Here is a 26,061-nt window from a genome sequence, read left to right as displayed (position 1 = left end):
TTTTCGTTTCTTACTTCAGCATATTCCTGATCACATAATGCAGGATGCCGTCATTACGGAAATAGGTCAGTTCATTGCCGGTATCAATACGGCAGCGGCAGTCAACCACCTGCTTACGCCCGTCGGTGAATGTCAGCGTTACCGGCACCACAGCGCCCGGTTTGAGCTGATTAAGCCCGCTGATATCCAGCTTTTCCTCCCCCGTTAAGCCCAGCGTTTTTCGCGTGACGCCCTGCGGGAACTCCAGCGGCAAAATGCCCATGCCGATAAGGTTCGAGCGGTGGATTCGCTCAAACGATTCGGCGATGACCACCCGCACGCCCAGCAAACGAGGACCTTTCGCCGCCCAGTCACGGCTTGAGCCGGAGCCATACTCTTTCCCGGCGATCACCGCCAAGGGTATGCCCCGCTCCTTGTAACGCATTGCGGCGTCATAGATAGACAAGACTTCTTCTCCAGGCAGAAGTCGAGTCATGCCACCTTCGACGCCCGGCACCATCTCGTTACGAATACGAATGTTGGCAAACGTCCCGCGCATCATCACTTCGTGGTTACCACGGCGCGAACCGTAGGAGTTAAAATCCCTGCGCTCTACGCCATGCCCTTGCAAGTAACGCCCTGCCGGGCTGTCAGGTTTAATGCTCCCCGCTGGGGAAATATGGTCGGTGGTGACAGAATCCCCCAGCATCGCCAGCACGTTAGCCCCGTGAATATCTTCCACGGGCTTTGGCTCAGCGCCCATCTCGTCAAAGAACGGCGACAGCCGGATATAGGTTGAATCATCCTGCCAGCCGTAGGTGGCCGACCGCTCCACTTCAATGTTGCGCCACTCTTCTGTGCCTTCAAATACCTCCGCGTACTCTTTGCGGAACATATCGGTGGTCACCTGCGCCACGGCGGCAGCAATTTCCTGGCTGCCCGGCCAGATGTCTTTCAGGTAGACGTCAGCGCCATTTTTATCCTGCCCCAAGGGCTCTTTAGTCAGGTCGATGTTCATGTTCCCGGCCAGCGCATAGGCCACGACAAGCGGCGGAGATGCCAGCCAGTTAGTTTTCACCAGCGGGTGAATACGACCTTCAAAGTTACGGTTCCCGGAAAGCACAGCGCCCACCGTGAGATCGCCTTTTTTAATCGCCTGTTCGATAGGATCGGGCAACGGGCCCGAGTTACCGATACAGGTAGTACAGCCGTAGCCCACCAGGTTGAAGCCCAGCTCATCAAGGTATGGGGTTAATTTGGCTTTCGCCAGATAATCCGAGACCACCTTAGATCCCGGCGCAAGCGACGCTTTCACCCAGGGCTTTGGCTTCAGCCCCAGGCTTGCGGCCTTCTTAGCCAGCAACCCTGCCGCCATCAGCACGCTAGGGTTTGAAGTGTTGGTACAGGAGGTAATTGCCGCAATCACGACTGCGCCATCCGGCAGTTGATGCTCACGGTCTGCAAGCGTATAGCTCACCGGATTTCGGTCTTTGTGGGAAGCGTTGACTTCAAGCTCGTTGCTGGCGGCAAATGCTTTCGGTACACCGCCAAGCGGGACACGATCCTGCGGACGTTTTGGCCCGGCCAGGCTTGCCTCTACATCGTTCATGTTCAAAGAGAGCGTGCTGGTGAACACCGGTTCATCCCCGGTATTACGCCACATGCCCTGCGCCTTAGCGTAGGCCTCAACCAGAGCCACCTGCTCTTCGCTGCGCCCGCTGAGGCGCATATACTCCAGCGTTACGCCGTCAATCGGGAAGAAGCCGCAGGTTGCACCGTATTCAGGAGACATGTTGGCGATTGTTGCCCGGTCGGCGAGCGGTAGCGAATCGAGCCCGTCGCCGTAGAACTCAACAAACTTGCCCACCACGCCGTGTTTACGCAGCATCTGGGTGACGGTCAGCACAAGGTCAGTGGCGGTGATCCCTTCGCGCAGTTTGCCGTCAAGCTTAAAGCCGACAACATCGGGGATCAGCATGGATACCGGCTGGCCAAGCATTGCGGCTTCGGCTTCGATACCGCCTACCCCCCAGCCAAGTACCCCCAGACCGTTAATCATCGTGGTATGCGAGTCGGTGCCCACCAGCGTGTCAGGGTAAGCGACCAGCTCGCCGTTCTGTTCTTCGCTCCAGACGGCTTTGCCCAGGTACTCAAGGTTGACCTGGTGGCAAATGCCGGTGCCCGGCGGAACAACGCTGAAGCGGCTAAATGCCTGCTGTCCCCAGCGTAAAAAGACATAGCGCTCGTGGTTACGCTCCATCTCAAGCCGGACGTTTTCCTCGAAGGCATCATTGTCACCGAAATGGTCTACGGTCACGGAGTGGTCAATCACCAGATCGACCGGGGAAAGCGGGTTAACTTTGGCCACATCACCGCCGAGACGCTTGACCGCCTCACGCATCGCGGCAAGATCCACCACTGCCGGTACGCCGGTGAAGTCCTGCATCAGTACCCTGGCAGGGCGATAGGCAATTTCGCGGTCGGCATGAGCCTGTTTCAGCCAACCGGCCAGGGCATGGATATCTTCGCGGGTGACGGAGTCTTCATCCTGCCAGCGCAGCAGGTTCTCCAGTAAAACTTTTAGCGACTTAGGTAACCGGCTGATATCCCCCAGCTCTTTTGAGGCCAGCGGCAGGCTGTAGTAGTGCCAGGTTTTATTTAGCGCCCGTAGAGTGTCCTTACTGGCTTCGCGTAGGGTTAACGACATAGCTCCTCCTTTATGACAGGGATAGCGAGTGCCCTGATTATTCGCAGGGTCACCATTAAAGATAACACAAACCTGCCGTAACGATTTGATAACAACCCGAATTGATAAATGAGGTGAAGGGAATAAATCCTGAATAAACAAACGCCCCGGGATCGGCCGGGGCGAGTTCTAAAGAAGAGAGGAGTCTTGCATGCGACACAACGGCGGCAGCTGGTCGCTCGCTACCATGATTAATTAACGAGGGTGCGGAACATTTCTACCCAGAACAGGGCTGACAGCGTAAAGGCACCCAGCCAGGACCAGTATTTCACGGCGCTATGATTATTCATAAGGTTAGCTCAATGTTACAGTATGCAATCAGACTGCGTAATTAAGCAGTCACCAGAAAGTATTGCTGTGTGTAATTATTAGTGAATAGAGTGTTGCTCTGCGGTAAATAAAAAGCATTTGTCATCCGCAGAGAAAAATAAACGATTCAATAACGGTTTTATTGTTTTTTACTGTCGTCTTCGGAAAATAAATCAATAAAGGCCTGCTGCTGTTTCGTCAGCGCCCAACCTTCAGATGATGTGTTTTCCTCTTTTTTAACTTCTTTTCGCGGTTTACCGCTCGTGCGGGCCACGACCTTGGGTGCAGGAACCCTATCCCGAGTAGACATAGCTACCCCCAAAAATGCCAGGCAACCAGCGCCACAACCAGCCAGAACAAGGCTGACACCAAAAACACCGCAATCCATGCCTTGCGTTTCAGGGCCGGATCCTGTTGCGGTTCCTCACTTCCTGATGACATTGCTAGCCTCATACAATCGACACCACTTATCGTAACATTCCAAACAATCGGTATAACTAATCGCCAGTTGGGATTAATCCTAAAGAAACTCTAGCTCAAAAGCCAGAAAAATTGCGCAATAACCGGGAGAAAAGATTTAATCTTTTGACCTGAAATAAATAATCGAAACGCCAGATTTGCGCAACCATCAATTATTTACTAGCTGTGTCTCTTAATTGCGACAGAATAACCATTGTCATGATGTGGCTTATTAGGCAGGAATGGGAATAGATGAAGAAATGCGTTTAATTCTTGTTTAATAATGGAGTGGGTATCTCCGGATGCGCCGAAGATACCCTGGGGAATTATTTGGCCGGTAATTTTATATCTTTAAACATCGCTTCAATATCTTCGTTCGAGCGCAATGCTACGGCGGTATCCACCACGTCACGGGTTAAATGTGGCGCAAAACGCTGAATAAAATCATACATATAACTGCGCAGGAAAGTGCTGCGGCGGAAACCTATTTTCGTGGTGCTGTGGCTAAATACGCCCTGGGCTTCGATACGGACTAAATCCGGGTCTGAAATCGGATCTACCGCCATGCTGGCAATGACCCCTACCCCGAGCCCTAAACGAACGTAGGTTTTAATCACATCGGCGTCTGTTGCGGTAAAGACGATCCGCGGCGTTAACCCCGCACGGTTGAAGGCAGTGTCCAACTCGGAACGGCCGGTAAAGCCAAAGGTGTAGGTGACCAGCGGATACTGCGCCAGCTCTTCGATGCTAACCGACTCTTTAGAAGCCAATGGATGGTCCGGCGTGACCACAATGGAGCGATTCCAGTGGTAGCAAGGCAGCATCACCAGATCGTCATAAAGGTGTAGCGCTTCGGTGGCGATCGCAAAGTCTGCATTACCTTTGGAAACGGCCTCTGCTATCTGCGTCGGCGAGCCCTGATGCATATGCAGAGAAACTCGCGGATAACGTTCGATAAAGCCTTTAATCACGCCTGGTAGCGCATAACGGGCCTGAGTATGCGTGGTTGCCACATAGAGCGAGCCCTTGTCGGGCCAGGTGTGTTCTCCGGCGACGGATTTGATCGCATCGACTTTCGACAGCACTTCACGGGCGATGCGGATTATTTCCTGTCCCGCCGGGGTGACCTGGGTCAGATGTTTTCCGCTACGGGCAAATATTTGTATCCCCAGTTCGTCTTCCAGCATACGAACTTGCTTACTGATCCCAGGCTGGGAGGTATAAAGCCCTTCCGCCGTAGAGGAGACATTAAGATTGTGGTTTACGACTTCAACGATATAACGCAGCTGCTGTAATTTCATGGCTTACCGTCCAGGGTCAAAGGCCCCGGCGCAATGGGCGGGGTTAAGACGCAGAAAAAACGAAAATTGACATTGCTTTACTCACTATATCAGTTATAGCTACTTTGTATAGATGGGATAAAAAGATAATAAACAAGTTATATAAAGCGCCATAAAAAAACCGGAGGCAGGCTCCGGTTTTCTCAGGTTCAGGCAGAATTATTTCTTGCCAACGACCCACTTACCGTCGACGAAGAAAGCGGACCAACCGGTCGCTTTGCCTTCTTTCTCAGAAGCGACATACTGCTGCTTCGTTTTACGGCTAAAGCGTACGAAAGCTTTATTCCCTTCAGGATCTTCCTGAGGAGCGTCGGCCAGGTAACGCAGTTTTTCCGGCAAACGATCGCGGAAGCGATGCAGCTCCTCAACCAGCGGGGCACGCGTTTCACGAGATTTCGGGAAGGTGTTAGCCGCCAGGAAGACCCCAGCCGCACCATCACGCAGCACGAAATAGGCGTCCGATTTCTCGCAAGGCAGCTCAGGCAACGGCACCGGATCTTCCTTCGGCGGAGCGACTTCGCCGTTACGCAGGATCTTACGGGTATTTTTACACTCTTCGTTGGTACAGGCCATGTACTTGCCAAAACGCCCCATTCTCAGGTGCATTTCAGAGCCACACTTCTCGCACTCAACGATCGGGCCGTCATAACCTTTGATACGGAACTCACCCTCTTCGATTTCGTAGCCGTCACACGTCGGGTTGTTACCACAAACGTGCAGCTTACGCTTCGGATCGATAAGGTAGCTGTCCATTGCCGTGCCGCACTTCTGGCAGCGGCGCTTGGCGCGCAGAGCATTGGTTTCCGCATCATCACCTTCCAGCACGTTAAGAACTTCGTTCTCCGGCACCAGGTTGATGGTGGTTTTGCAGCGCTCTTTCGGCGGTAACGCATAGCCAGAACAGCCGAGGAACACGCCGGTACTCGCAGTACGAATCCCCATTTTACGGCCGCAGGTTGGGCAGTCGATGCTGGTCAGGACCATCTGGTTCGGGCGCATACCGCCTTCTTCCGGATCCTGCTCCGCTTTCTCAAGCTGGCCGCTAAAATCAGTGAAGAAGTTGTCAAGCACGCCTTTCCACTCGGCCTGGTTATTGGCCACCTGATCAAGGCTGTTTTCCATCTGCGCCGTGAAGTCGTAGTTCATCAGCTCGCGGAAGTTCTCTTCCAGACGATCGGTAACAATCTCACCCATTTTTTCAGCGTAGAAACGGCGGTTCTCGACGCGCACGTAACCACGGTCCTGAATGGTAGAGATGATGGAAGCGTAGGTAGATGGACGACCAATGCCGCGTTTTTCCAGCTCTTTCACCAACGATGCTTCGCTGAAACGCGCAGGCGGCTTGGTAAAGTGCTGGGCCGGAAGCAGCTCAACCAGCGTCAGCTCCTCACCTGGATTCACCGCCGGCAAGGTACGATCTTCATCGCCCTTACGCAGGGCAGGCATCACCTTCGTCCAGCCGTCAAAGCGCAATGTGCGTCCACGCGCCTTCAGGCGGTACTCGCCGGCTTCCACCGTCAGCGTGGTGGAGTCGTATTTCGCAGGCGTCATCTGGCAGGCCACGAACTGGCGCCAGATCAGCTGATAAAGCTTCTGGGCATCCGCTTCCATGTCTTTCAACGACTCGGCCTGCACGGATACATCAGAAGGACGAATCGCTTCGTGCGCCTCCTGAGAGTTGTCCTTACTGGCGTATTGATTGGCATCAGCAGGCAGATATTTCTTACCGAAGTTCTCTTCGATATAGCCGCGCACCATGCTCACCGCATCCTGACTCAGGTTAGTGGAGTCAGTACGCATGTAAGTAATGTGGCCCGCTTCGTAAAGACGCTGTGCCATCATCATGGTTTTCTTCACGCCGAAGCCAAGACGCGTACTGGCGGCCTGCTGTAGCGTGGAGGTGATGAACGGCGCACCAGGCTTACTGCTGGTTGGCTTGTCTTCACGATCCAGAACGGTGTAGCGAGCTTTTTCTAGCAGGCTAACCGCCGCCATAGTTTGCTCGCGGTTAACCGGTCGGAAAGGCTTGTCTTTATGATGGCTCACCTGCACCGGCAGTGCATCGCCCTTCGGCGTCGACAGGTTAGCGTCGATTTCCCAGTACTCTTCCGGCACGAACGCTTTGATTTCGCGCTCACGCTCGACAACCAGGCGAACCGCTACTGACTGCACACGCCCTGCTGACAGGCCACGCGCAATCTTTTTCCACAGCAGTGGAGACACCATGTAACCCACAACGCGGTCCATAAAGCGACGCGCCTGCTGGGCGTTCACACGGTCAATATTCAGTTCACCCGGCTTTTCAAAAGCCTGACGAATCGCATTCTTAGTGATTTCGTTAAACACCACGCGGCTATAGCGGGTGTCGTCGCCACCGATAACTTCCCGCAGGTGCCAGGCAATGGCTTCCCCTTCGCGGTCAAGGTCGGTTGCGAGATAGATGTGGTCTGCTTTTTCTGCCAGTGATTTCAGCTCGGAGACCACTTTCTCCTTGCCCGGCAGCACTTCGTAATGAGCATCCCAGTTATGCCAGGGATCGACACCCATACGGTTGACGAGCGCTCCGCGTTCATCCTTTTTGACCTTTTTGGTCCCTTTGGCGGCGGCAGAGTCAGCGCTCTTCTTGGTGGTTGATCCACTGGTCGGCAAATCACGGATGTGACCGACGCTGGACTTCACCACGTAGTCATTTCCGAGATATTTGTTGATCGTTTTGGCTTTTGCCGGGGACTCAACGATAACGAGAGCTTTACCCATTTTCACCTTTACCTATTTAATTCTTCCAGGAATACGTCGCAAATTTTCACCTTCCACTGGCGACGCGCTTTTTTATATTGCGGCAGCGTAGAAGGAGATCAACTCTTTTTTTCAATAACCTGCAATACCCTCGGCTCACTCATCGGGTATTACCGGCCAAAAGTCTCGAGCAAGTGGCATAGCACGACGGAAGTTTGGTCGAATGTCAAGCAATTCTGTTGCCAGATTTGCGAAAGCGTCACACTCTACCTGATAAAATATGTTACGCAACTTTATTAGCATGCAATACCCGATCCCGCCAGCACGGTTAACTTTTTTAAGGCCACAGGGTTTACAGGGAAAATTTGCCCTTTTCCCTCAAGCGGACGTAAACTAGCGCCAGTTTTTTAAGGAGAACATCATGCAAGAGACAACTCAGCCTATTGACCGCGAATCCCTCCTCGTCGAGGCGAACAAAATCATTCGTGAACATGAGGATTTCCTGCACGGGATGGAAGCCACAGGCGTGGAACAGAAAAACGGCGTGCTGGTCTTTAGTGGGGAATACTTCCTGGACGAGCAGGGTTTGCCGACCCCGAAGAGCACGGCAGTGTTTAATATGTTTAAACACCTGGCCCACGTCTTGTCAGAAAAATATTCGCTGCAGGGCTAAATGAAAAGCGAGGCTTGAACGCCTCGCTTTTTTGTTTTAGTAAAGAATTGCTTTAGAGCAGCGGCTTTTCACCTCGCTGCCACCAGCGCAGCAGCAGGCGATCGAGGCTGTTCGCCGCGCTACCGGTGAAGCGATCCATTACTTTTTTACGCTGCAGATAACGTACATTAATAGCGTCAAAATCCTTCATCATGCCCAGCAGCAGATCGTCGCTGGTCGACACCTCGTCCACCAGCCCCTTTTCCTTCGCCTGTGTGCCGTACCAGTGTTCGCCCGTCGCCACCGCTTCAATATCAAGGCCCGGACGCATACTGCTGACAAACTGCTTGAACAGATGATGCGTTTCGTTGAGGTCTTCCCTGAACTTCTCACGCCCCTGTTCGGTGTTTTCACCCAGCAGGGTTAGCGTTCGCTTGTACTGCCCTGCGGTGTGCAGCTCAACGTCAATGTCATTACGCTTCAGCAGGCGATGGAAGTTAGGGATTTGCGCGACAACGCCAATTGAACCGATGATGGAAAATGGCGCGGCCACAATACGCTGAGCCACACACGCCATCATATAGCCGCCGCTGGCCGCCACTTTATCTACCGCAATGGTTAAAGGCACTGCCTTTTCCCGGAAGCGCTGGAGCTGTGATGCCGCCAGCCCGTAGCCATGAACCACGCCGCCAGGGCTTTCCAGACGCAGCAAAACTTCATCCTTTGGTTTAACCACCGATAATACGGCGGTGATTTCTTCACGGAGCGAGCTGACTTCGTGGGCATCCATGCTGCCTTTAAAATCGAGGACATAAAGCGTCGGCTTGCCCGAACTGGCTTTCTCGCCGCGTTTGGCCCGAGCTTTGGCCTGCTTAGCCTCCAGCTTAAGTTTTTTCTTTTCTTCTTTAAGCCACAGCTTCTGCTGATGCGGGTCAAGCATAGCGACCTGCATCTCCTGCTGCACATCCTGATACTGCTCGCTCAGATTTGTCAGCCTGAGTTCACCCCGGCCCTGTTTCTTGCGTTGCGCAACGTTCACCAGGATGAGGGCAATGGCACCAATTGCCACCACAATGGTCACCGCTTTAGCCAAAAAAAGTCCATAGTCAGCAATCAGATCCACATTTACCGCCTTTATCACTCAGCATTGTTAATGTTTGCCAGTGTACCCGAGCGGGTACACGTTCGTCTGTAAGTAACTATAAAGGCTGCAACAGTGCTTCTTTAAAGAGTTTGGTTCGGGGAAATTTTTGCAAAATGTTAATCCTTCGCATTGTCTCCGGCTGACTGATTGAAATACGCCCGTCTTTAAGGCATAAAGCCAGCTAACCTAATGAGAAATAAGACGTGAGCATATTGCATCACGCGAGGAGTAAAACCGTGCACTATCAGCCGCAAGATAATTTACTGAAAAATCGTATTATTTTAGTGACCGGTGCCAGCGATGGCATCGGCCGGGTCGCCGCACTCACCTATGCCAGGTTTGGTGCTTCGGTGATTTTACTGGGGCGCAATGAACAAAAGCTTCGCGCCGTCGCCGGTGAAATCCAGTCTCACGGTTTGCTACCTGCACACTGGTTCACGCTGGATCTGGCGACCGCCACATCGGCAGAGTGCCATGCGCTGGCAAACAAGCTCGCCACGCTGGTTCCTCGCCTGGATGGCGTTCTGCACAATGCCGGGATCCTTGGTGATGTCAGGCCTATGGATGAACAGGATCCAGACACCTGGCAGGCCGTCATGCAGGTGAACGTTAACGCCACCTTTTTCCTGACTCAGGCTTTGCTTCCTTTATTACTCAAATCCGAATCAGGCTCTCTGGTCTTCACCACTTCCAGCGTTGGCCGCCAGGGTCGCGCCGGCTGGGGAGCTTATGCCGCATCGAAGTTTGCCACCGAAGGCATGATGCAGGTGCTGGCTGAGGAATATAAGCAGCACAACCTGCGCGTGAACTGCATCAACCCAGGCGGCACCCGCACAGCGATGCGCGCCAGCGCCTTCCCTACGGAAGATCCGGCCAAACTGAAAACGCCCCGGGATTTAATGCCGCTGTATCTCTGGCTGATGGGCGACGACAGCCGCCGTAAGACCGGCATGAGTTTTGACGCTCAGCCTAACCGCAAACCGGGGATTTCAGAATGAGTGAGGATCGTTACCAGCAGCGACAGCAGCGGCAAAAAGAGAAGGTTGATGCACGCATTGCTGAAGCCCAGCAGGAACGCGGGATCTTGATCGTCTTCACCGGCAACGGCAAAGGCAAAACCACCGCTGCATTTGGCACCGCCACCCGCGCAGTAGGCCACGGCAAAAAAGTCGGCGTGATTCAATTCATCAAAGGTCAGTGGCCGAACGGTGAGCGCAATCTGCTTGAGCCACACGGGGTTGAATTTCAGGTGATGGCGACAGGCTTTACCTGGGAAACACAGAACCGGGAAACGGACACCGCCGCCTGCCTTGCGGTATGGGAGCACGGCAAACGGATGCTGGCAGATGCCACGCTGGATATGGTTATCCTCGACGAACTAACCTACATGGTGGCCTATAACTATCTGCCGCTGGAAGAAGTCTTAAGCGCGCTGGCTCACCGGCCGGTGAACCAAACCGTAATTATCACCGGCCGCGGCTGTCACCGCGAGATTCTGGACATTGCCGACACGGTCAGCGAACTTCGCCCGCTGAAGCATGCGTTTGACGCCGGGGTGAAGGCACAGATTGGCATTGATTACTGAAATTCCAGGCGCTTAAGCAGCTCCGCATTCAGTGGCAGGCAGAGACAATCCTCCCCCAGAGCCAGCCTGCTGTCGATGGCGTTTTGCCGGGAAACGAAGCGTTTTCGGTATTCCGTTGGCGTTAAACCGCAATACTTATTAAACGCGGCAATCAGGTACTTATGCTCCTGAAAACCGCAGGCGTAGCTAATGGTGGTGATGGGCGAACGCGTGTCTTTGAGCAGCGTGCGCGCTTTATTTAACCTTACCAGGGTCAGGTATTCTTTAAAGTTGTGGCGGCTCACTTTCTTAAACTGCCGCGAAAACCATGAATAGCTGACCCCGATATAGCCGGCGACCTCGGCGAGGCTGAGGGGCTGATCAAATCGCTGGTTAATAAACTCAATCCCTTTCTTGATCATCGCCACGTCACGCTGCGCACTGTCGACCCGACCCACCGGCTTCCCTGCAGTGACCAGCGCATCCAGCAGCAAATAAATTGCAGCAATACGCTGGAAGGGCGCGCGGTCATCTATCAGGTGTTCAATTAGCGCTTTTAGTCGCTGATGAACGATCCTGTCAGAGCTGTCCGTAACGCCATTCGGACGACACCAGTCAATGTCCGGTGCCGGGTGTAATTCGTCGAACAGCCCCGAGGAAAACTGCACCGTGACCAGCGTGCTGCCCTCTTCCTCCGCACACAGCGAGTGGACCTCCTGGGCATTAATATAGAGCATTCCGCCCTTCGTCAGCTCAATAGACTGCATGCCTACGGCCAGGGTAAAACGCCCCGCAAGGACAGTGATAAGTTCGGGCGCCGGGTGCCAGTGAGGCTCGCAGTAACGCACTTCAGCGGCAAAGACATTGAGCTTTTCGGCGTCGAAAGCTATCAGCTCATAGCCGCTCGCGTTCAGCTGCCGCCCTTCTGTTATTGCCGACCCGGCATGAATAGCTGAAAAAGAAAACACGGCGCCCCCTGTGGCTGTTCATTATTATTCCCCAGCGAGCACGGCGTTTAACTCATCTCGCTCAATATCCAGCCCAAGAAACTCGGTAAGCGCGATGAATAAGCCACAAAAGAGATCCGGAGCAACCCCGATCAGCTTCTGCCGCACAACATCTGGCGGCACATGGCTTTTCCCGGCAACCAACGCCACTACGCGAGCGAAGACTTTCGGCTGCTGAATCAACTGCTGTAGCGAGTTATCATCGCGGAGCGTCATGTATTGCTCCTCGCTGTCAACATCAAACCCGGCACTTAGCGGTAAATCGCGTGACGACCCGCCAACATACACCTGCCAGTGGCCGGGGGTTATTAGCCATTTTGCCAGACCCGGATGATAGCAACTCAGCTCGGCAACGGGCACCTGGAGGCTCACACGCCGCGTTTCTCCTGGCTCAAGGAGGATTTTACTAAAGGCTTTCAGCGCCCTTTCCTCACGAATCAGTTCCCCTTTTGGCGCACGGACGTAAAGCTGCACGATTTCTTTACCGGCGTATTTGCCGCAGTTCGTCACATCCACGTTAACCGTTAAGGTCTCATTATCACCCAATCGCTCAGCAGAAAGTTCAATCCTGTCATACGCAAAACGCGTGTAGCTCAGGCCGAAGCCGAAAGGGAACAGCGGCGTCAGGCGACGTTTGTCATAATAGCGATAACCGACAAATAATCCCTCACTGTAATGGTGCTGCAGATTTTCCCCCGGATAATGCAGCCAGGCCGGCGTCTCTTCCAGCGTATTCGGAACGGTGACAGTGAGCTTGCCGCAGGGATTACGCTTGCCAAACAAAATTTCCGCCACGGCGCCCCCCATTCCCTGTCCGGCAAAAAAGGTCTCCAACAAGGCTTTGCATTCACTCAGCCACGGCATCACCACCGCATCGCTGTTGGCCAGCACGACCACGACATTGCGCTGCACAGCAGCAACCTCACGAATAAGCTGCTCGTGAACGGCAAGAATATTCAGATCCTGACGGTCGCCGTTTTCACCGTCTTCGCCGACGGCGGTACTGACAAAAATGACCGCGACGTCGGCGTCTCGTGCAACAGCTACCGCTTCCTGAAGCGCCTGTGCATCTGCATGTATATCGTCCGGCGTACCTTCAGCCCAGGAAACCGTAAATGCCTCTCCCGCCAACGCGAAGATCTCATCGAGTGGACGATCGAGGAAATAAGGCACCGTAGTGGCGCAGCCGGAGCCTTGAATTACAGGCTGCTGCGCGGGCTTACCCAGCACCGCTATACGAGGCGTTTTATCGGGCCGCAGCGGCAGCAGGTCGTCTTCGTTTTTCAATAATACAATCGACTCTGCCGCCAGCCTTTGCGAAAGGACGTGGTGCGCTGGGAAATCAGCAACGGCATCTCTGCGGCGATGGCGCTCTACTTTATCAATGAGTTCGAGCATTCTCAGGCAGGCGCTATCCACCACGCTAAGCGGCACCTCGCCGGCATCGATAGCCGCCAGCAATGTTTTCTTATCCCGGGCCGTTTCCGGCATGGCTAAATCATTGCCTGCCACCAGCGAGGCTGGACGGTCCTTAATTCCGTACCAGTCCGACATCACCAGGCCGCTATAGCCCCATTCATCACGCAGGACTTTAGTGAGTAAGAAAGGATCCTGAGAAGTTTGAACACCATTTAGCCGATTATAGGAGGACATCACGGTCCACGGATTTGATTTGGCAATCGCACGTTGAAACCCTGCCAGATAAATTTCTCGTAGCGCGCGCTCGTCTACTATTGAGTCCATTTCGGTACGGCGAAACTCGGAATTATTGGCGGCGAAATGCTTGAGGCTGGCCCCTACGCCCTCGGCCTGCAGGCCATTAATCAGGGCCGCGGCGATATCGCCGCTGACCACCGGATCCTCGGAGTAATATTCATATCCCCGACCCGCAAGCGGAGTACGTCGAATATTAATTCCCGGCCCTAACAAAATCCCCACGCCCATTTTCTGGCACTCCAGTCCTAACGCGTGCCCCATTTTTTGCACCAGTTCAATATCCCAGCTGCAGGCCAGGCTTGAGCCGTTCGGGAAGCAGGTTGCGGGCAAAGAAGCGCTGAATAAGGCCTCACTTCCCCCTTTCTGTTCCCCCTCTGACGCACCTGCCCGGTCGGCCGTTTGCGTGATCACGGAGATAAAATCATCCATGCTCCACTTCTCCTGACCGTCGATTTGAGCGCTGCTGTAACGTACGCCATAGGTGCCATCAGTCATCACGATGCCGGGGATAGCGTGCTGCGGCAAAGAGGCTGTACGCCACAGGCCGCTACCGCTCAGTAAGGTCACTTTTTCATTGGTTGTCATTGCCGCAAGCATTGCGTGAAAGTCAGCCTTCATTGTGCTAATCCCCAGAAGTTAAAGCGTTTCCTGCTTGCGCAGACTAAGTTTGTGAACGATATCGCGGTATTTATTTTCATCGAGGGAATAACAGGCGACAAATATCGCGCTGAGTGCAAACATCGTCCCTGGAAATAATGTCATCATAATATTGATCCCGTTGATAGCACTGGCACTAATATTACCGGCATCATAGTGATAATAATCAAGCATCCACCCTGCACAGCCGCCGCCGATGGCCATCGCAATTTTGGTGATAAAATTATAAAAACCGTATATAGCCCCTTCAGTACGAACGCCATGATGCCATTCGGCATATTCAACCGTATCGGCTATCATCGACCACATGGCAACAAATCCAATACCCAGCGTAATACTGTAGAGGCAGACGCCAGCCATAATTAACCAGATATTGTCGCCGGCCATGAAGTATTGCATTAGCACACCCAATATACCGAGTAACAATGCTGCCAGGGTCATTTTATTTTTACCCATCAAGGTAATTAGCTTTTCGCACAAAACCGTCCCCGTAATATAAGCAGCCGACTGAATAATGAAAAAAGTCGCGGTAAATCCTTCGTTACCGATGATGTATTTTATAAAATAGATAGCAATCGCCATCCACACCGTATAGGCGATGTAGAAAAAAACGGTGAACAGTGACAGGTGAATGAGTGGTTTATTCCCGGTGACGGCCCTGAGCATTTCACGCAGCCCCGGTGAATGTGTACTCTCTTCTGTGACCCTTTCTTTCGTCATGCCAAAACACAGCATAAACATGAAGGTAGCCAGCAGCGCGAAGCATGACACGGCAAAGACATAGCCGGACTGTTTATCGGTAAAAGGCGCGATAATCCAGTCGGCCGTGGTTGAAACAATCAGGTAACCCAAGATCGCCAACACAAATCGATAGACCGAAAGCGAGGCACGCGAGGCTTCATGCTGCGTGATGCGGTTCGTTAACGCAGAATATGGGGTATTTACTGCCGTATACGCGAGGCAGTAAAGCGTGTAAGAGAGAAAAGCATAATAAAACTTTGCTTCGCCGCCGAAGGGGAAAAAACACAGTACGGTCAGGAAACCTAAGGGAATCGCGCCGTAGCAGATCCAGGGTCTTAACTTCCCGTAGCGGCTCTGCGTCTTATCAATAGCAAACCCAATGACCACATTAAAAATGGCATCAATGATGCGAGCCACAACAAATATCACGCTGGCCTGAGCGGCGCTGATGCCATATATATTGGTGTAAAAGAAAAGCAAGAATAACGATACAAAACCAAATGATAAATTAGAAGCAAAATCCCCTAACCCATAACCTACTTTTTCTTTTAAGCCGATCGCCACATAGCTTGCCGATAGCTTCTGCACAGAACTCATGTTAACCCCCCGCACTTACACAAAGTTCAGTCAGTATAAGGAGGGTTAAAAACCATTACTTTGCGTTATTTGTCGAGCTATTTCCTGTTTTTTGTCTTTGTGCGGAAGTGTGAGAGTTGTCTCAAACAGGAATATCAGGAGAGACATTCCCGGCGAGGAATCGCCGGGAATGACGGGATTAACCGTTGCTGCGGCCGCCGGAACGACGGTTGCCGCCGGTGGTCTGAGTGTGACGCTTAACGGCGCGGCGAATCTGGTTCGCCTTCATGCGGCGGCGATCTTTTTCTACCGCCACCTTGCTGCTGGTTTCTTCCGGCAGCTCGACAAGCGTACGCAGATAGTTGGTCTGCGCCAGATCGAGCTCAGTGTAACCGCCACGCGGTAAGCCTTTCGGCAGTTTGATATCGCCGTAGCGCACGCGAATAAGGCGGCTAACCTGCACGCCAACTGCTTCCCACAGGCGACGAACCTCACGGTTACGGCCTTCGGTCAGGGTCACGTTGTACCACTGGTTAATGCCTTCGCCACCGGTGAACTTGATGGTTTTGAACGCCGCCGGGCCATCTTCAAGCTGCACGCCGCGAGAAAGCTGCTTTACTTTATCGTCATCTATCTGGCCGAACACGCGAACGGAGTACTCACGCTCCACTTCACGGCTCGGGTGCATCAGGCGGTTAGTCAGCTCGCCGTCGGTGGTGAACAGAAGTAAGCCACAGGTGTTAACGTCCAGACGCCCTACGGCAATCCAGCGTGCACCGCGCAGCTTCGGCAGACGATCAAACACAGTTGGGCGCCCTTCCGGATCGCTGCGGGTACACAGCTCGCCTTCAGGTTTGTAATAGGCCAGCACGCGGCAGATTTGTTCCGCAGACTCACGAATCGAAATCAAATGACCATCGATACGGATTTTAAGCGACTGGGTAATTTCAACTCGGTCGCCCAGCGTGGCGATTTTGCCATCAACGCTTACGCGACCAGCAGAGATAATAGTTTCAATCTCACGACGGGAACCATGGCCAGCGCGAGCCAGCACTTTTTGTAACTTTTCGCTCATTGAGCTTCCTCGGGTGTCGCCTTCACAGGCGTCTCAGATACTTTGAAATCAAAAGGCAGGGGCCTGATGAAGTATAAATACGGATTCGAACCGCTGCACAGCCGTTGTCAAACAACGCCAGCAGTTTCGTGGCCGCACATAGTACACGAATTTTAGTCCAAATGGAGTTAAAACCCATCTGCCGGGTTTTGCTGCTATTAATGACTCAGGCTATCAAGCAGCGAGGCACTGCCGGTGGATGAACATTGACCCTTTATTGCCACATCTTTTTGTGCCCGTGCTGCCTCACAGCCTGCCAGAAAAACGGGGAGTCCGCTGCTCAGCCAGCGCTGATACAGAGCCTGCTGACCCGCATCCAGGACTTTATCTGTCCAAATCATGATGTGATCGGCGTTAATGCCGCTGAGATCCGGTAACGGAATCTCACGATCCAACACCTCCACACAGAAGCCGTCACTGGCGAAACGTATGCCCTCCAGCCACAGCTCAACGGGATCTTTCAGCGAGAGCGCCAGAATAAACAGGCTGCCGCCGGGGCGCTTACGCCCGCTGGCCAGCACGAACGTGGCATATTCAATCAACGCCGTATCCAGCATGGCACTGCTCATGGCCATATCCTGCTGCACATCGGCATTGATCCACAGCCTGAGTGGGCGAATAACTTCATCAATAAAAATAGCCGGAGGCACTTCGCGGCCATAACGCCAGATAAGCCCCCGCAGCTTCGTGGGTTGCATCGCTTCGCACTGCGCCAGCAGGGCTTCCTGAACCTCAAGCCAGCCGGGAGGACTGCCGGTTTCCTCACCGTTCAGCAGCGCCAGCATATCCGGCAACGCGGCGCCCTTTTCCAGCCAGCCGACAATCGCGGCCACGCGGGAACAGTGAGTAAAATTGAAGAAACGGTGCCCGTTCTCATCCACCTGCGGTTTGATTAAGCCGTAACGCTGCCAGCTGCGAATGTTGGCGGGCGTCACGCCGCATTGAGAAGCCAGAACATCAATGTTAAATCGGGCCATAGCGATTTCCTTACTGGAAGGGTTTAACGTCCCCGACACCCTCACGCATTACAACCGGAGCGTCTTCCGTCAGATCGATAACCGTGGTGGGCTGCTGCCCCAGATAACCGCCGTGGATAACCAGATCCACCACTTTCTCGAGGCGGTCTTTGATCTCTTCAGGATCGGACTCGGTAAACTCGTTGCCTGGTAGCATTAGCGAGGTCGACAGCATCGGCTCGTTCAGCACTTCAAGCAGCGCCAGCGCAATCGGGTTTGACGGCACGCGCAGCCCGATGGTTTTACGTTTTTCCTGCAGCAGGCGGCGCGGCACCTCTTTGGTGCCCTTGAGGATAAAAGTATAGTTCCCCGGCGTGTTGTTTTTAATCAGGCGAAACGCGACGTTATCGACAAACGCATAGGTCGACAGCTCCGACAGATCCCGACACATCAGGGTAAAGTTATGGCCATCGGGAAGTTGGCGAATACGGCAAATGCGCTCCATGGCGCCCTTATCTTCAATCTTGCAGCCCAGCGCATAGCCGGAGTCGGTAGGGTAAACAATCACCCCGCCTTTACGAATAATATCGACAGCCTGATTAATCAGGCGCGGCTGCGGGTTATCCGGGTGGATATAAAAAAACTGACTCATACTGCCCTCTCTTTAGCGATGTGGCCTTGCTCCCAGTGCTGCCAGACGGGTTCAACGCCCGCCGGTAGCCACAGCTTACGACCCAGTTCTATCCACGCACAGGGCAAATGAAAATCGGATCCCTGCGACGCCAGCAGATTAAACTGCTTCGCGTAGCTCGCAAGCTGGGTACGTTCGTTAGGAGCCTGCTGGCACTGCGCAACTTCCATGGCATCGCCACCGTGTTCGGCAAACTGCGCCAGCAGTCGTTTTAGCCATTTTGCGGTCAGGCCGTAGCGTCCTGGATGCGCCAGCACCGCCTGCCCGCCAGAATGATGAATCACATCAATAGCTTGTTCTATTGTACACCACTGAGGCGGAACGTAACCGGTTTTCCCTTTCGCCAAGTACTTCTTGAAGACGTCACCCATATTGCTGGCTTTGCCCTGCTCGACCAGAAAACGGGCAAAATGCCCGCGGGTGATCGCCCCGCCGCTGGCATGGCGCATTGCCCCTTCTAACGCACCAGGAATACGCGCTTTGTCCAGGCGTTCAGCAATCATTACCGCACGCTGGCTGCGGCGTTCACTCTGTTGTTCAAGAAAAAGCTTCAGCGTCGGATGCTGCTCATCAACGCCCAGCCCCACAATATGAATCTCGTGGTTTTCCCATACGGTGGAGATTTCAACGCCGCTAATTAACTGTAGCGGTAAATTCAGGCGCTGGATTTCTGCACGAGCGGCGGGCAAACCGGCAACGGTATCGTGATCGGTAATCGCCAGAACCGTTACGCGCATATCTACTGCGCGGCTAACAAGGGCTTCAGGAGACAACAGGCCGTCCGAGGCGGTAGTGTGGCTGTGCAGGTCGTGGATCGTGGCCAGGGTGGGCTCGCTCAAAATGGCTCCAGAATGGATAAACAGAAATTTAGCGGCCCATGATAACGATAATCGGCTATTTTAAAAAATCAGTATTGACAATACAGCCGCGAACCAGTTTACTAGTACGCAAGTTCACATGACGAGGTATCTGAAATGAAAGCGATGAATTCCCTGGACGGTTGGTGGCGTACTCCCTGAACTCGGGCGGTGCGATCGCGTACGCTGTTTAACAGCGCAGATACCAGGCCCGCCAACGATGCGGGCTTTTTTTTGAACAAAATTTGAGAACTAAAATGCAAATACAAAAACCGGCACTTGAACTCCTGAGCAGCGAAGCTGCCTACCGTGAAAACCCAACGGCCCTTTTCCACCAGCTTTGCGGCGCGCGCCCTGCGACCCTGCTGCTGGAGTCTGCGGACATCGACAGCAAAGACGACTTAAAAAGCCTGCTGCTGGTAGATAGCGCCATGCGTATTACGGCATTAGGTGACACTGTCACCTTACAGGCATTGTCTGCTAACGGCGCTTCCCTGCTGCCGCTGCTGGATGCCGCGTTGCCTACAGGCGTCGAAAACGAGCACTTCCCGGATGGCCGCACCCTGCGTTTCCCGACGGTCAGCACGTTATTAGATGAAGACGCCCGCCTGTGCTCGCTGTCGGTCTTTGACGCTTTCCGCCTTATGCAAGAACTGGTCAGCGTGCCAGAGGAAGAACGTCATGCGATGTTCTTCGGCGGTCTGTTTGCCTACGATCTGGTGGCCGGGTTCGAAGACCTGCCGCAGCTGAAACAGGACAACCGCTGCCCGGATTACTGCTTCTATCTGGCCGAAACCTTATTGACTATCGATCACCAGAAAAAGCAAACCCGCATTCAGGCCAGCCTCTTTACGCCGTCAGATAGCGAAAAACAGCGTCTGCTGAAACGCACCGAACAGCTGCGCCAGCAAATCAGCGAAGAGCCCGCGGCGCTGCCGGTGCAGAAAGTTGAGCACATGAGCTGCGATGTAAACCAGAGCGACGAAGAGTTCGGGGCGGTTGTGCGTCAGATGCAAAAAGCCATTCGCATCGGCGAAATCTTCCAGGTGGTGCCTTCCCGCCGCTTCTCACTGCCTTGCCCGTCACCGCTGGCGGCTTACCAAACGCTGAAAAAGAGCAACCCAAGCCCGTACATGTTCTTTATGCAGGACAACGATTTCACGCTGTTCGGGGCTTCTCCGGAAAGCTCACTGAAATACGACGCCACTAACCGCCAGATTGAGATCTACCCGATTGCCGGAACCCGCCCTCGCGGCCGCCGCGCCGACGGTTCGCTGGACCGCGATCTGGACAGCCGCATCGAGCTGGAAATGCGCACCGATCACAAAGAGCTTTCTGAGCACTTAATGCTGGTTGACCTGGCGCGTAATGACCTGGCCCGCATCTGTACGCCGGGCAGCCGCTACGTGGCTGATTTAACCAAAGTCGACCGCTACTCCTTTGTGATGCACCTGGTTTCCCGCGTTGTTGGCGAGCTGCGTCATGACCTGGACGTACTGCACGCCTATCGCGCCTGCATGAATATGGGCACCCTGAGCGGCGCACCGAAAGTACGTGCGATGCAGCTGATTGCCGGGGCCGAAGGCGTGCGTCGCGGTAGTTACGGCGGCGCGGTGGGTTACTTCACCGCCCACGGCGACCTCGATACCTGCATCGTCATTCGCTCGGCCTACGTTGAAGACGGGATCGCCACCGTGCAGGCTGGCGCCGGCGTTGTTCTTGATTCAGACCCGCAGTCCGAAGCCGACGAAACCCGCAACAAAGCCCGCGCCGTTTTGCGCGCCATTGCTACCGCGCATCACGCGAAGGAGATTTTCTAATGGCTGACATTCTGCTGCTCGATAATATCGACTCATTCACCTATAACCTGGCAGACCAGCTCCGCGCGAACGGCCATAACGTGGTGATTTACCGTAACCATGTTCCGGCGCAAACGCTGATTGAGCGCCTGGCGACCATGGATAACCCGGTGCTGATGCTCTCCCCAGGACCTGGGGCGCCAAGCGAAGCGGGCTGTATGCCGGAATTACTGACGCGCATGCGCGGTAAACTGCCAATTATCGGCATTTGTCTCGGCCACCAGGCCATTGTGGAAGCTTACGGCGGCTACGTAGGCCAGGCGGGCGAAATCCTGCACGGGAAAGCGTCTTCTATTTCCCACGACGGCGAAGCGATGTTTGCCGGACTGCCTAACCCGCTGCCGGTGGCGCGTTACCACTCGCTGGTTGGCAGCAATATTCCTGCCGGGCTGACCATCAACGCACATTTCGACGGCATGGTGATGGCGGTTCGTCATGAAGCTGACCGGGTTGTTGGCTTCCAGTTCCACCCGGAATCCATCCTCACCAGCCACGGTGCTCGCCTGCTCGAGCAGACCCTGGACTGGGCGCTGCAGAAGCTGAAGCTGGCCAATACGCTGCAGCCGATCCTCGACAAGCTTTATCAGGCGCAAACCCTGAGTCGCGAAGAGAGCCACCAGCTGTTTTCCGCCATCGTTCGCGGTGAGCTGAAGCCTGAGCAGCTGGCCGCCGCGCTGGTCAGCATGAAGGTCCGCGGTGAACATCCGAACGAAATCGCCGGGGCCGCATCCGCCCTGCTCGAACACGCCGCGCCGTTCCCAAGCCCGAGCTACGAGTTTGCCGATATCGTCGGCACCGGCGGCGACGGCAGCAACAGCATTAACATCTCGACCGCCAGCGCCTTTGTCGCCGCCGCGGTCGGGCTTAAGGTCGCCAAGCACGGCAACCGCAGCGTTTCCAGCCGTTCGGGTTCCTCCGATCTGCTGGCCGCGTTTGGCATCAACCTGGAAATGAACGCCGATGCTTCCCGCAAAGCGCTGGACGAGCTGGGCGTTTGCTTCCTGTTTGCGCCTAAGTACCACACCGGGTTCCGCCACGCGATGCCGGTTCGCCAGCAGTTGAAAACGCGCACCCTGTTCAACGTTTTGGGGCCGCTGATCAACCCGGCACATCCGCCGCTGGCGCTGATCGGCGTCTACAGCCCTGAACTGGTGCTGCCGATTGCTGAAACACTGCGCGTCCTCGGCTACAAGCGTGCGGCAGTGGTTCACAGCGGCGGCATGGACGAAGTATCGCTTCACGCGCCAACGCTGGTTGCCGAACTGAACCACGGCGAAATCAAAAGCTATCAGCTGACCGCCGCCGATTTCGACCTGCCTGCCTACCACCAGGAAGCGCTGGCGGGCGGTACGCCGGAAGAAAACCGTGACATTCTGACCCGCCTGCTACAAGGTAAAGGTGAGACAGCGCACGAGTCTGCCGTCGCGGCAAACGTAGCCATGCTGATGCGACTGCATGGCCATGAAGACCTGAAAGCTAACGCACAGAAAGTGCTGGATGTATTACGTAGCGGGGCAGCATACGACCGCGTGACCGCGCTCGCGGGGAGAGGATAAGGCAATGCAGGAGACCGTATTAAACCGCATCGTGGCTGACAAAGCATTGTGGGTCGAAGCCCGCAAACAGCAGCAGCCGCTGGCGAGCTTCCAGAATGAGATAGTGCCAGCCACGCGCAACTTCTATCACGCGCTGCAGGGGGCCCGCACCGTCTTCATTCTGGAATGCAAAAAAGCGTCCCCGTCTAAAGGGGTTATCCGCGACGATTTCGATCCGGCTCGAATTGCCGGAGTTTATAAGCATTATGCTTCTGCGGTATCGGTTCTAACCGACGAGAAATACTTCCAGGGCAGCTTTGATTTTCTGCCTATCGTCAGCGGGATTGTCAGCCAGCCGGTGCTGTGCAAAGACTTTATTATCGATGCTTACCAGATTCATCTGGCGCGTTTTTACCAGGCGGATGCCTGCCTGCTGATGCTCTCGGTACTGGACGATGAACAGTATCGCCAGCTGGCCGCCGTGGCCCACAGCCTGAATATGGGCGTGCTGACCGAAGTCAGTAACGAAGAAGAGCTGGAGCGTGCCATCGCGCTCGGCGCCAAAGTGGTCGGCATCAACAACCGCGACCTGCGCGATCTGTCCATTGACCTGGATCGCACTCGCCAGCTGGCCCCGCGCCTGACCCACGGCGTAACGGTTATCAGCGAATCTGGCATCAATAATTACGCTCAGGTTCGCGAGCTCAGCCACTTCGCCAACGGCTTCCTGATTGGCTCTGCGCTGATGAGCGAGGATGACCTGAACGCAGCGGTGCGCCGCGTGCTGCTAGGTGAAAACAAAGTTTGCGGCCTGACGAGGGGCGAAGATGCTCGTGCGGCTCAGGAAGCCGGAGCTATTTACGGTGGCCTGATCTTCGTGCCGACTTCACCACGTTTCGTCAGCGATGAGAAAGCTGCCGCAGTTATTGCCTCCGCGCCGCTTCGCTACGTGGGCGTGTTCAGAAATACGCCGGTAACAGAAGTGGTGGAAAAAGTGGGTAAGTTCTCGCTGAGCGCAGTTCAGCTTCACGGCGCTGAGACCCAGGCTTACATTAATGAGCTACGAGCCCTGCTGCCGGCGAACACACAAATCTGGAAAGCGTTGAGCGTAGCTGACTCGCTGCCGGAGCGTAATCTGCAGCACGTCGATAAATACGTGTTCGATAACGGTCAGGGCGGCACCGGGCAAAGCTTTGACTGGCGACTGTTAGCCGGACAAAAGCTGGAAAACGTGATTCTGGCGGGCGGCCTCGGAGCGGATAACTGCGTGGAAGCGGCCAAAGCCGGCTGCGCAGGACTGGATTTCAACTCTGGCGTGGAAAGCGCGCCGGGAATAAAAGATGCTAACAAGCTGGCTGCGGTCTTTCAGACTCTGCGGGCTTACTAAGGAAGAAATACCATGACTTTACTGAACCCTTATTTTGGTGAATTTGGCGGTATGTACGTACCGCAGATCCTGATGCCTGCTTTGCGCCAGCTCGAAGAAGCCTTTGTGGCGGCGCAAAGCGATGCTGAGTTCCAGGCGGAGTTTACCGATCTGCTGAAGAACTATGCAGGCCGCCCAACGGCGCTGACCAAATGCAAAAACCTCACTGCAGGCACCAACACCACGCTGTATCTCAAGCGTGAAGATCTGCTTCACGGCGGCGCGCACAAAACTAACCAGGTGCTGGGCCAGGCGCTGCTTGCCAAGCGCATGGGCAAAACCGAAATCATCGCCGAAACCGGCGCGGGTCAGCACGGCGTAGCGTCTGCCCTCGCCAGCGCCCTGCTCGGCCTGAAATGCCGCATTTATATGGGAGCCAAAGACGTCGAGCGCCAGTCGCCAAACGTCTTCCGTATGCGCCTGATGGGGGCCGAAGTCATTCCGGTGCACAGCGGCTCATCCACCCTGAAAGATGCCTGTAACGAGGCGCTGCGCGACTGGTCTGCAAGCTATGAAACCGCGCACTACATGCTCGGCACCGCCGCAGGTCCGCACCCGTTCCCGACCATCGTGCGTGAATTCCAGCGCATGATCGGTGAAGAAACCAAAGCGCAGATTCTGGAAAAAGAAGGTCGTCTGCCTGACGCGGTCATCGCCTGCGTGGGCGGGGGCTCTAACGCCATCGGCATGTTTGCCGACTTTATCGACGAAACCAGCGTGGGCCTGATTGGCGTTGAGCCAGCCGGGCACGGGATCGAAACCGGTGAACACGGCGCACCGCTAAAACATGGCCGCGTGGGGATCTACTTCGGCATGAAGTCGCCGATGATGCAAACCGACGAAGGGCAAATTGAAGAGTCTTACTCTATTTCTGCCGGGCTGGATTTCCCGTCCGTGGGGCCACAGCACGCGTATCTGAACAGCACCGGCCGCGCCGATTACGTCTCCATTACCGATGACGAAGCGCTGGATGCCTTTAAGGCGCTGTGCCGCAGCGAGGGGATTATTCCTGCGCTGGAGTCCTCCCACGCCCTCGCCCATGCCTTAAAAATGATCCGCGAGAACCCTGAAAAAGAACAGCTGTTGGTAGTGAACCTCTCTGGCCGCGGCGACAAAGATATCTTCACCGTCCACGATATTCTGAAATCACGAGGGGAAATGTAATGGAACGTTATCATCATCTGTTTGAACAGCTGCAGGCCCGCAAGGAAGGCGCATTCGTTCCCTTTGTGACGCTGGGCGACCCAAACCCTGAGCTTTCGCTGAAAATTATTGATGCACTGATTGAAGACGGCGCAGACGCGCTCGAGCTGGGCATTCCGTTCTCCGATCCGCTGGCGGACGGCCCAACCATCCAGGGCGCGGCGCTGCGGGCTTTCGCCTCTGACGTGACGCCAACCCAGTGCTTTGAAATGCTGGCGACGATCCGCCAAAAGTACCCGGAGATCCCGATTGGCCTGCTGATGTATGCCAACCTGGTCTTTAACCGCGGCATCGACGAGTTTTACGCGCTGTGTGCCAAAGTGGGCGTGGACTCCGTGCTGGTTGCAGACGTGCCGGTGGAAGAGTCCGCTGAGTTCCGCCACGCCGCAATGCGCCACAACGTCGCGCCTATTTTCATCTGCCCGCCAAACGCCGACGAAACGCTGCTGCGCGAAATTTCGGCTCATGGCCGGGGTTACACCTACCTGCTTTCTCGTGCAGGCGTTACCGGCACCGAAACGCGCGCTCAGCTTCCGCTGCACCATTTAATTGAGAAACTGGGTGAATATCAGGCCGCGCCGCCTCTGCAAGGCTTCGGCATCTCCGAACCTTCTCAGGTACGCGATGCTATTGCCGCCGGTGCAGCAGGCGCGATTTCAGGCTCTGCGGTGGTGAAAATCATCGAAAAGAACCTGGCGCAGCCTGAAGTGATGCTCAGCGAACTGAAACAGTTCGTACAGAACATGAAAGCCGCCACGCGCGGATGACAGGCAAAAGGCCGGGGAGACCCGGCC

General features: G+C 54.8%; 22 protein-coding genes and 1 other annotated feature. Of the genes, 8 read left to right on the top strand and 14 right to left on the bottom strand.

Features of this window, described 5'->3' with window-relative positions:
• Positions 1-10: 10 nt before the first annotated feature.
• The 6 genes from acnA to topA form a co-directional block, all read right to left on the bottom strand.
• Positions 11-2,686: an aconitate hydratase AcnA gene (gene acnA / locus CNE01S_RS17485; RefSeq protein WP_061277536.1), complete on the bottom strand. Its 2,676-nt coding sequence runs from the start codon at positions 2,684-2,686 to the stop codon at positions 11-13.
• 230 nt (positions 2,687-2,916) lie between these two features.
• Positions 2,917-3,015: a small membrane protein YmiC gene (gene ymiC, locus CNE01S_RS25805; RefSeq protein WP_245874430.1), complete on the bottom strand. Its 99-nt coding sequence runs from the start codon at positions 3,013-3,015 to the stop codon at positions 2,917-2,919.
• Between the two features lie 158 nt (positions 3,016-3,173).
• On the bottom strand, positions 3,174-3,344 hold the full coding sequence (locus CNE01S_RS25350) for a YciX family protein (protein ID WP_156479837.1): 171 nt from the start codon (positions 3,342-3,344) through the stop codon (positions 3,174-3,176).
• A gap of 2 nt (positions 3,345-3,346) precedes the next feature.
• Positions 3,347-3,505 (bottom strand): YmiA family putative membrane protein, encoded by a 159-nt coding sequence (locus CNE01S_RS24615; RefSeq protein WP_500784344.1) that lies wholly within the window; start codon positions 3,503-3,505, stop codon positions 3,347-3,349.
• 314 nt (positions 3,506-3,819) lie between these two features.
• On the bottom strand, positions 3,820-4,794 hold the full coding sequence (gene cysB / locus CNE01S_RS17480; RefSeq protein WP_008461319.1) for an HTH-type transcriptional regulator CysB: 975 nt from the start codon (positions 4,792-4,794) through the stop codon (positions 3,820-3,822).
• Between the two features lie 198 nt (positions 4,795-4,992).
• Positions 4,993-7,590 (bottom strand): type I DNA topoisomerase, encoded by a 2,598-nt coding sequence (topA, locus tag CNE01S_RS17475; protein ID WP_061277535.1) that lies wholly within the window; start codon positions 7,588-7,590, stop codon positions 4,993-4,995.
• Positions 7,591-7,990: 400 nt separating this feature from the next.
• On the opposite strand from topA, the gene CNE01S_RS17470 reads away from it, so the two are divergent.
• The gene (locus CNE01S_RS17470; RefSeq protein WP_039294075.1) at positions 7,991-8,242 is read left to right on the top strand and encodes a YciN family protein; all 252 of its coding nucleotides are present in this window, start codon (positions 7,991-7,993) and stop codon (positions 8,240-8,242) included.
• Between the two features lie 52 nt (positions 8,243-8,294).
• Here CNE01S_RS17470 and sohB read toward each other — a convergent pair whose 3' ends face one another.
• Positions 8,295-9,344: a protease SohB gene (gene sohB / locus CNE01S_RS17465; protein WP_061277534.1), complete on the bottom strand. Its 1,050-nt coding sequence runs from the start codon at positions 9,342-9,344 to the stop codon at positions 8,295-8,297.
• A 257-nt stretch (positions 9,345-9,601) separates the two neighbouring features.
• On the opposite strand from sohB, the gene CNE01S_RS17460 reads away from it, so the two are divergent.
• On the top strand, positions 9,602-10,363 hold the full coding sequence (locus tag CNE01S_RS17460; RefSeq protein WP_061277533.1) for a YciK family oxidoreductase: 762 nt from the start codon (positions 9,602-9,604) through the stop codon (positions 10,361-10,363).
• Positions 10,360-10,950, top strand: a complete 591-nt coding sequence (gene cobO / locus CNE01S_RS17455; protein ID WP_061277532.1) for a cob(I)yrinic acid a,c-diamide adenosyltransferase — start codon at positions 10,360-10,362, stop codon at positions 10,948-10,950. Before CNE01S_RS17460 ends, cobO begins: the two co-directional genes overlap by 4 nt.
• Here the strand turns inward: cobO and CNE01S_RS17450 are convergent.
• The 7 genes from CNE01S_RS17450 to rnm form a co-directional block, all read right to left on the bottom strand.
• A complete protein-coding gene (locus tag CNE01S_RS17450) occupies positions 10,944-11,897 on the bottom strand; it encodes a helix-turn-helix transcriptional regulator (protein ID WP_061277531.1) in 954 nt (317 codons plus the stop codon). The two genes, cobO and CNE01S_RS17450, sit on opposite strands and share 7 nt — an antisense overlap.
• Before the next feature lie 24 nt (positions 11,898-11,921).
• Positions 11,922-14,270 carry a beta-glucosidase gene (locus tag CNE01S_RS17445; protein ID WP_061277530.1) on the bottom strand — a complete coding sequence of 783 codons (2,349 nt, stop codon included), beginning with the start codon at positions 14,268-14,270 and terminating at the stop codon, positions 11,922-11,924.
• An 18-nt stretch (positions 14,271-14,288) separates the two neighbouring features.
• Complete coding sequence (locus tag CNE01S_RS17440) at positions 14,289-15,647, bottom strand: MFS transporter (RefSeq protein ID WP_061277529.1); 1,359 nt, start codon at positions 15,645-15,647, stop codon at positions 14,289-14,291.
• 178 nt (positions 15,648-15,825) lie between these two features.
• On the bottom strand, positions 15,826-16,701 hold the full coding sequence (rluB, locus tag CNE01S_RS17435; protein ID WP_061277528.1) for a 23S rRNA pseudouridine(2605) synthase RluB: 876 nt from the start codon (positions 16,699-16,701) through the stop codon (positions 15,826-15,828).
• A gap of 197 nt (positions 16,702-16,898) precedes the next feature.
• On the bottom strand, positions 16,899-17,717 hold the full coding sequence (locus tag CNE01S_RS17430) for a MerR family transcriptional regulator (protein WP_061277527.1): 819 nt from the start codon (positions 17,715-17,717) through the stop codon (positions 16,899-16,901).
• A gap of 10 nt (positions 17,718-17,727) precedes the next feature.
• A complete protein-coding gene (locus tag CNE01S_RS17425) occupies positions 17,728-18,348 on the bottom strand; it encodes an L-threonylcarbamoyladenylate synthase (RefSeq protein ID WP_061277526.1) in 621 nt (206 codons plus the stop codon).
• Positions 18,345-19,226: an RNase RNM gene (gene rnm / locus CNE01S_RS17420; RefSeq protein ID WP_061277525.1), complete on the bottom strand. Its 882-nt coding sequence runs from the start codon at positions 19,224-19,226 to the stop codon at positions 18,345-18,347. The genes CNE01S_RS17425 and rnm overlap by 4 nt, the downstream gene beginning before the upstream one ends.
• A 156-nt stretch (positions 19,227-19,382) precedes the next feature.
• Positions 19,383-19,480: a sequence feature (Trp leader region), on the top strand.
• A 21-nt stretch (positions 19,481-19,501) separates the two neighbouring features.
• On the opposite strand from rnm, the gene CNE01S_RS17415 reads away from it, so the two are divergent.
• From CNE01S_RS17415 to trpA, 5 genes are read left to right on the top strand one after another with little or no spacing between them, the layout of a single operon-like run.
• Entirely contained in the window at positions 19,502-21,064 is a 1,563-nt protein-coding gene (locus CNE01S_RS17415; protein ID WP_061277524.1) for an anthranilate synthase component 1, read from the top strand.
• On the top strand, positions 21,064-22,659 hold the full coding sequence (gene trpD, locus CNE01S_RS17410) for a bifunctional anthranilate synthase glutamate amidotransferase component TrpG/anthranilate phosphoribosyltransferase TrpD (protein WP_061277523.1): 1,596 nt from the start codon (positions 21,064-21,066) through the stop codon (positions 22,657-22,659). Before CNE01S_RS17415 ends, trpD begins: the two co-directional genes overlap by 1 nt.
• 4 nt (positions 22,660-22,663) lie before the next feature.
• Positions 22,664-24,025 (top strand): bifunctional indole-3-glycerol-phosphate synthase TrpC/phosphoribosylanthranilate isomerase TrpF, encoded by a 1,362-nt coding sequence (gene trpCF / locus CNE01S_RS17405; protein WP_061277522.1) that lies wholly within the window; start codon positions 22,664-22,666, stop codon positions 24,023-24,025.
• A gap of 12 nt (positions 24,026-24,037) precedes the next feature.
• Entirely contained in the window at positions 24,038-25,228 is a 1,191-nt protein-coding gene (trpB, locus tag CNE01S_RS17400) for a tryptophan synthase subunit beta (RefSeq protein WP_061277521.1), read from the top strand.
• The gene (gene trpA, locus CNE01S_RS17395) at positions 25,228-26,034 is read left to right on the top strand and encodes a tryptophan synthase subunit alpha (protein WP_061277520.1); all 807 of its coding nucleotides are present in this window, start codon (positions 25,228-25,230) and stop codon (positions 26,032-26,034) included. The genes trpB and trpA overlap by 1 nt, the downstream gene beginning before the upstream one ends.
• The last annotated feature ends 27 nt before the right edge of the window (positions 26,035-26,061 follow it).

It is taken from the genome of Cedecea neteri NBRC 105707 = ATCC 33855, assembly GCF_001571265.1.
Lineage (GTDB): Bacteria > Pseudomonadota > Gammaproteobacteria > Enterobacterales > Enterobacteriaceae > Cedecea > Cedecea neteri.
The sequence above is the reverse complement of the archived record's forward strand: the minus strand, read 5'-3'. Positions and strand labels throughout refer to the sequence as shown.

Excerpts from the sequence above, each read along its gene's own strand:
- acnA (WP_061277536.1), bottom strand. The coding sequence starts at position 2,686 with ATGTCGTTAACCCTACGCGAAGCCAGTAAGGACACTCTACGGGCGCTA.
- ymiC (WP_245874430.1), bottom strand. The coding sequence starts at position 3,015 with ATGAATAATCATAGCGCCGTGAAATACTGGTCCTGGCTGGGTGCCTTT.
- CNE01S_RS25350 (WP_156479837.1), bottom strand. The coding sequence starts at position 3,344 with ATGTCTACTCGGGATAGGGTTCCTGCACCCAAGGTCGTGGCCCGCACG.
- cysB (WP_008461319.1), bottom strand. The coding sequence starts at position 4,794 with ATGAAATTACAGCAGCTGCGTTATATCGTTGAAGTCGTAAACCACAAT.
- topA (WP_061277535.1), bottom strand. The coding sequence starts at position 7,590 with ATGGGTAAAGCTCTCGTTATCGTTGAGTCCCCGGCAAAAGCCAAAACG.
- CNE01S_RS17470 (WP_039294075.1), top strand. The coding sequence starts at position 7,991 with ATGCAAGAGACAACTCAGCCTATTGACCGCGAATCCCTCCTCGTCGAG.
- cobO (WP_061277532.1), top strand. The coding sequence starts at position 10,360 with ATGAGTGAGGATCGTTACCAGCAGCGACAGCAGCGGCAAAAAGAGAAG.
- CNE01S_RS17445 (WP_061277530.1), bottom strand. The coding sequence starts at position 14,270 with ATGAAGGCTGACTTTCACGCAATGCTTGCGGCAATGACAACCAATGAA.
- CNE01S_RS17440 (WP_061277529.1), bottom strand. The coding sequence starts at position 15,647 with ATGAGTTCTGTGCAGAAGCTATCGGCAAGCTATGTGGCGATCGGCTTA.
- rluB (WP_061277528.1), bottom strand. The coding sequence starts at position 16,701 with ATGAGCGAAAAGTTACAAAAAGTGCTGGCTCGCGCTGGCCATGGTTCC.
- CNE01S_RS17430 (WP_061277527.1), bottom strand. The coding sequence starts at position 17,717 with ATGGCCCGATTTAACATTGATGTTCTGGCTTCTCAATGCGGCGTGACG.
- CNE01S_RS17425 (WP_061277526.1), bottom strand. The coding sequence starts at position 18,348 with ATGAGTCAGTTTTTTTATATCCACCCGGATAACCCGCAGCCGCGCCTG.
- CNE01S_RS17415 (WP_061277524.1), top strand. The coding sequence starts at position 19,502 with ATGCAAATACAAAAACCGGCACTTGAACTCCTGAGCAGCGAAGCTGCC.
- trpD (WP_061277523.1), top strand. The coding sequence starts at position 21,064 with ATGGCTGACATTCTGCTGCTCGATAATATCGACTCATTCACCTATAAC.
- trpCF (WP_061277522.1), top strand. The coding sequence starts at position 22,664 with ATGCAGGAGACCGTATTAAACCGCATCGTGGCTGACAAAGCATTGTGG.
- trpB (WP_061277521.1), top strand. The coding sequence starts at position 24,038 with ATGACTTTACTGAACCCTTATTTTGGTGAATTTGGCGGTATGTACGTA.
- trpA (WP_061277520.1), top strand. The coding sequence starts at position 25,228 with ATGGAACGTTATCATCATCTGTTTGAACAGCTGCAGGCCCGCAAGGAA.